At 68.7% G+C, this 3,622-nt stretch carries 3 protein-coding genes and 1 tRNA gene; 2 read left to right on the top strand and 2 right to left on the bottom strand.

From position 1 onward, the window contains the following. On the bottom strand, positions 1 to 1,782 hold a 1,782-nt coding region (locus tag FVW27_RS10445), incomplete at its 3' end, for a Cache 3/Cache 2 fusion domain-containing protein (protein ID WP_167124938.1). A gap of 662 nt (positions 1,783 to 2,444) precedes the next feature. Between FVW27_RS10445 and FVW27_RS10440 the strand changes: the two genes are divergently transcribed. Both FVW27_RS10440 and FVW27_RS10435 read left to right on the top strand, forming a co-directional pair. After that, the gene (locus tag FVW27_RS10440; protein ID WP_341806122.1) at positions 2,445 to 3,014 is read left to right on the top strand and encodes a DciA family protein; all 570 of its coding nucleotides are present in this window, start codon (positions 2,445 to 2,447) and stop codon (positions 3,012 to 3,014) included. 110 nt (positions 3,015 to 3,124) lie between these two features. Next, positions 3,125 to 3,201: transfer RNA gene (locus FVW27_RS10435), tRNA-Glu, on the top strand. A gap of 89 nt (positions 3,202 to 3,290) precedes the next feature. Here FVW27_RS10435 and FVW27_RS10430 read toward each other — a convergent pair. Then, the coding region (locus FVW27_RS10430) for a DJ-1/PfpI family protein (protein WP_208294736.1) at positions 3,291 to 3,622 on the bottom strand (332 nt) is incomplete at its 5' end.

The following is a 3,622-nucleotide window of genomic DNA, read 5'->3' as shown; positions in this document are numbered from 1 at the left end:
GGTCTGGTTCATGCGGTCCATGGCGGCGGTCACCTCGTCCACGCGCGCCAGTTGGCGGGCGGCCCCCCCGCTGGAATGGGCCACCTGCTCGGCCAGTTCATGCGCCGACGAGGCCACCCGGCGGGCAATGTCTTCCGCCTCGCGCGCGGTGGCGGCGATGACCGCGTTCTGGGCGTCCAGCCGCGCATGCTGGGCGCGCTCGTGCGTCAGGTCCACCCACAGCGAAATGGCGCCCATCAGTTCGCCGTCCAGGTCGTAGATGGGCGTGGCCACCATGTGCAGCACCACTTCGCGCCCGTCGGCCTGCGGGTCCAGCACCACGTCCTCGGCCACACGATCTCGCCGCTCCATGCTGCGCCGGGTCAGCACCGGGCGGGTGGCGTCGGCGGTGCTGCCGTACACCAGCTCGCCCAGTTGGCGGCCCAGCCATTCCGTCGGAGTGCCCCCGCGCCGCAGTACGCTCAGGGCCTCTGCATTGACGTGAGTAATGTTGTTGGCAAGGTCCACCACCACGCAGGGAACCACCACCCCGTCCAGCACGCCCTGGCTGAAGCCCAGGCGCATGCGCAGTTCGCCCACCATGGCCTGCACGGCGCGCACCGTGGCCCCGATGGTGTCGTCCGCCGCGTAGTCGAAGGTGTAGTCGAAGTTGCCGCGCGCCACCTGCTGGGCCAGGGTGGCCAGCCGCTGCATGGGCACCATCAGCTGGCGCACCATCAGCCAGATGACCAGCGCGGCCACGGGCAGGGCCACGGCGGCGGCAATGGCGGCGCCGTGCCACAGCCGCTCGCTGACGCCCTGCATGAGGTCGGCACGGCTGACGGTGGTGACGAAGGTGACGCTCCACGGGGCGTAGTGGTCGGCGCAGGCTTCGTACTCCTCGCCGCCGATGCTGTAGGCGAGGACGCGGGAGCCGCCCGCATCCGTACGGACAGCGGTGGCATTGCGGGCCTGCGTCCCGCCGTCCGGCTTCAGGGCAGCGCCCCACGGCAGGTCGAAGACGTTGCGGCCCACCATGCCCGGGTCGGGGTGAATCAGTATGGTGCCCGCCCCGTCGAAGGCAAAGGAATAGCCCTTGCCGCCCACGTTGTGACGCACCACGGCGGCGGCGAATTCCGGGGTCAGCAGGGGCCGGGCCACTTCCACCGCGCCCAGTATCTCGCTGCCGTCCATGCCCTTTACCGGGGCGTAGGCGGCCAGGTTCCATTCGCCGCCCACCTTGAGCATGCCTGTAAAGCCGTTGCCGGACAGCACCGCCGCCGTCACGGGGTGCCCCTTGCCGAGGAACGTCCAGCGGGCGGAGCCTGAAGGATCGGCCACGCTGGAGCTGACGCGCACCAGCCGCCCTTCGTGCAGTTGCAGTACCGATGCCCCCACCCCGGCCAGTTCGCGGATGCGGTCCACAAGGTCGGTGCTTTGGTGCAGGTAGGTGGACCCCAGCTTGAAGCCGGGCAAGGTGGTCCTGGTCGTCTGGCCGGTGTCGGCATCGCGCAGGTCGGCCTCCACCTCCATGAAAATCTCGGGGATGGGGAATCCGGCCAGGCCGAACTGCAACTGCATCAGCTTGAGGTCGGAGCCGATCTTGTTGCGGTTCAGCGTATCCTGAAACCGGGCGGATTCCATGAGTATCTGCGAGACGTTGCGCAACGAGGCGCGCCCCTGCGCAAGGTAGCCGCGCCGGGCGTCCACCAGGCTGGTGACCAGCATGGCCGTCATGGTCACCAGCACCATGGCCAGCGAACCCGCGATGAGCTTGGTGCGGAACGAAAGGGTGGAAAGCATGCGCCCATCCTTGAGGTGTGCACGTGGCAGGTACGCCAGCGGCAAGTATGCCGGGGGATGAACCCGTACGGCGTGGATGCGGGCCGGGGCGGAAACGGAAGGTGAGGATGTACGCAAGGCGCGCGCGACGGCGCGGAACCTGCTGGGCGGTGCTCCGTCTTGCCCGAACGCAGCGCGTCCGGGTGCCCCCCATCCGCTAGACTGGTGCCTGTCCGGTTGATGCCTGCACGGCAGATGCCCGTCCGGCAGATGCCCGTCCGGCAGTTGTGCGCTCGATGGTCGGGGCGCGCCACCCTCCCCGGCGGCTGGTGTATTCATGGGGCACCGGGGCGAAGATCAGGTTACAACGACGTCACGTTTCCGTAACATGTGGCGGTTTTTGTGCTTTCCCCATACCTTGGTACATGTGGCGTTTGTGTTGCGGCGGCGCATGGTTGGGACGACGCCCCCAGCGCGCGCCGAGCGCCTCCTGATCGTGATCCGGGCGGGCACCCCCATCCCGTGCCCGGTGCGTTTCCGGGACGGACGTGCTACACCGCGCCCATGACGATCAGCGTTCCCTGCTTTCCCCACGCATCCCGCCCGTCCTGCGTGTCCCGCGTGTCCCGCGTGTCCTTCACTTCGGGCGCGGTTGGCGCAATGGACGCCCGCCGGAGGTCTTCGTGAAGACCATCGGCGAAGCCCTGCGCGGCTTTCTGGAACGACGCGGCGCGCCGGAACGGATGCGCCTTGTGCGCCTGTGGGAGAACTGGGACATGGTCATGGGCACGGACATCGCCGTGCTGGCCTACCCGCTGGGCCACCGCAAGCGCATCCTGCTGGTGGGGGCAGAGGACAACATGGCCATGCAGGACCTTACCTTCCTGACGCCGGAAATCCTGGAGCGGGTCAACGCCTTCATGGACGACGTGTCCGACGGACCGTACTTCGAACGGGTGGAGGTGCACCTGCTGCAACGCCGTACCCCGCTGGACGAGGTACGCGTGGAACGCAGCGCACCGCCGCCGCGCGTGCCGCCCAGGCCGGACAACCTGGGCGGGCTGCTGGGCGCCTTCGACCCGGAATCGCCCGTGGGCCGCGCCTACGCCAGCTACGTGCGCATGTTCCGCGAAATCGGAGACGCCGCAACGAAGCCGGGCGGGGCTGCGGGACACAACGGAAGGGCCGGACAGACAGGGCAGTCGGGGCCACCCGGGCGAGACGGGCCTGTCAGAACGGGCGACAGGAAGTGATCCTTCCGCCATCCTCTCGGCATTCTCTTGCCGCGCCGCCATCTTTTTCGCTTGACGCACACCGCGCCTTCGGAGTATCCGTCTCTTCCGCGCCGAAAGGCGCACAGGGTGTCCCCATCGTCTAGCCGGCCCAGGACAACGGCCTTTCACGCCGTCGACAGGGGTTCAAATCCCCTTGGGGACGCCACCGCAAGCCAAAAGGCGTACGCAACCGCGTACGCCTTTTTCCGTCTGGCCCCCCCGTGTTGCCGCACGGGCTGGCGCACCATTTCCTTCCTACACTTCCGCCGTATACGGTGGGGCCGGGTCGTACTGGATCAGCCTGCGCACGGCGCGGGCGTGGTCCGGGTCATGCATTTGCCCCACCAGCCACAGGGCCATGTCGATGCCCGCCGATACCCCCTGCGAGGTGACGATGTTGCCGTCGCGCACGTAGCGCATGTCGGGCAACAGGGTCAGTTGCGGGTCGCGGGCCAGTTCTTCGGCGTAGGCCCAGTGGGTGGTGGCCCTGCGCCCGCGCAGCAGGCCCGCCGCGTGCAGGATCAGCGTGCCGGTGCACACGGCCGTCACCCAGCGCGCCGTGGCGGCCCGGGCCGTCACCCATTCCA

This window comes from Nitratidesulfovibrio liaohensis (assembly GCF_011682075.1).
GTDB lineage: Bacteria > Desulfobacterota > Desulfovibrionia > Desulfovibrionales > Desulfovibrionaceae > Cupidesulfovibrio > Cupidesulfovibrio liaohensis.
Note: the sequence above shows the minus strand (reverse complement) of the source record. Positions and strands in the feature narration are given on the sequence as shown.